The sequence below is a fragment of the Chamaesiphon sp. OTE_20_metabat_361 genome, assembly GCF_031364565.1.
Genome location: NZ_JANLWO010000062.1, coordinates 1 through 1,647 on the forward strand (window position 1 = coordinate 1; position 1,647 = coordinate 1,647).

General features: G+C 49.0%; 1 protein-coding gene and 1 pseudogene. One reads left to right on the forward strand and one right to left on the reverse strand.

The window, feature by feature from the left end; translation table 11 throughout:
* A pseudogene (locus tag RMO35_RS01660) lies at nt 1–192 on the reverse strand (phosphohydrolase); the annotation flags it as partial.
* A gap of 144 nt (nt 193–336) precedes the next feature.
* On the opposite strand from RMO35_RS01660, the gene RMO35_RS01665 reads away from it, so the two are divergent.
* Nucleotides 337–1,647 (forward strand): mucoidy inhibitor MuiA family protein (locus RMO35_RS01665; RefSeq protein WP_309738107.1); only part of this gene is annotated, 1,311 nt, incomplete at its 3' end.

The following is a 1,647-nucleotide window of genomic DNA, read 5'->3' on the forward strand; positions in this document are numbered from 1 at the left end:
GCGACTTTTAGCTAAAATGAGGTCGAGTAACTCTGTAAGATTGAGACAATCGGAAAGTGCCGTCCCAATTGCGAGTAATTGGGCGATCGTCTGGCGTTCGGCGGCGATACTAGTAAGTGAATCTGGCAATGCTACCACTCGATCGGTAGAATTACCTGCGACATGAAGATATTCGGATGGGGAATCGCTCATCGATTTTTTCCAAAAGACAATTAACGCCCGAATCGACAATGGATCGTCTCTAGACGATTACGGTAGATGCGTAGATCGTTGTGGAACAGAAAATAGCTAATGCTTAAATATATCAATCCCAAAATCAGCCACTAAATTACTATTATGCCAATCTCGATCGAGACTCAAATTACGGCAGTGACTGTTTATACCGATCGCGCTCTAGTCGTGCGTCAGGGACAAATTCAGCTTGATGGTACCGAACGTCAACTGAAAATTAGTAACTTACCGACGACTCTCGATCCAGCATCCGTGCGCGTAAGTGGCAAAGGGAGCGTTGCTGTCAAATTGCAGGGCGTTACCACCGATCGCCAATATACCACCGAACCAGTAGCCGATCGGATCGCCCAATTGACAGCCCAACTCGATCGATTAGGAGCCGAGAAACGCCGCCTCCAAGCCCAAATCGACACTACCAAGCTGCAAGCCAACTTTATCCAAGGCTTGCGCGAAAAAACTCAAGAGTCCTTCGCCCGCAGTCTCGCTCGCCAGCAAATCGGGCTAGCAGACGCCCAAAACTTCCTCGACTTCATCGGTACCAAAACTACCGAATACGCCTTTGCAGGGGAAGATTTGCGCCAGCAGCAGCAACAAATCGACAAGCAACTTCAGAGTCTGCGGCTGCAACTCGAAGAAGTCGAGACGCCCTATAGTCAAGAAAGTTTTGAGATAACTATCGCGATTTCCATTTTGGAAGGCTACGCCAACGAACCTAGTGGCGCGGGTAACTTTCAAGTAGAGTTGAGCTATGTCGTCGCTCGCGCTCACTGGACACCACTATACGATCTGCGCGTGCAAAGTACTAATAAAAATATTCAGCTCGACTATCTCGCCGAGATCTGTCAAACCACTGGTGAAGATTGGGCGGATGTGAGTCTGACACTTTCTACCGCCAAGCCAGGATTGGGCACTCTTCCGCCGAAATTGGATCCTTGGTATATCGATCTCTCCGTACCGATGATGCTCCGCCAAAGAGGCGTATCCGCCGGAACCGCACGCGTGATGGAAGCAGCACCAGCGGCACCAATGTCTGTAGGAGCTAGTTTCGATCGATCTGAAGTAGCGGAAGAACCGAGCGAATATCTCGCCGAAACGGTAGTTGCCGATATGTCCCAACAAGGTAGTATCGTGACATTTCAACTCGGTGGCGGTGGAAATATTCCCAGCGATGGCAATCCCCATAAAGCGACTATTTTCAGCGATAATTTTCCGTGCCAATTGGCGTATGTGGCGATGCCGAGATTGGTAAGTTTTGCTTATCTCCAAGCCACAGCAAAAAATCGTAGCGACGGGGCGACATTATTGCCAGGGAAAGCCAATATTTTTCGCGATGAGGTGTTTGTCGGTACCAGTAACTTAGAAAATACCGCACCGGGGCAAGAAATCAAACTCAATCTAGGCATCGATGAAGGAATT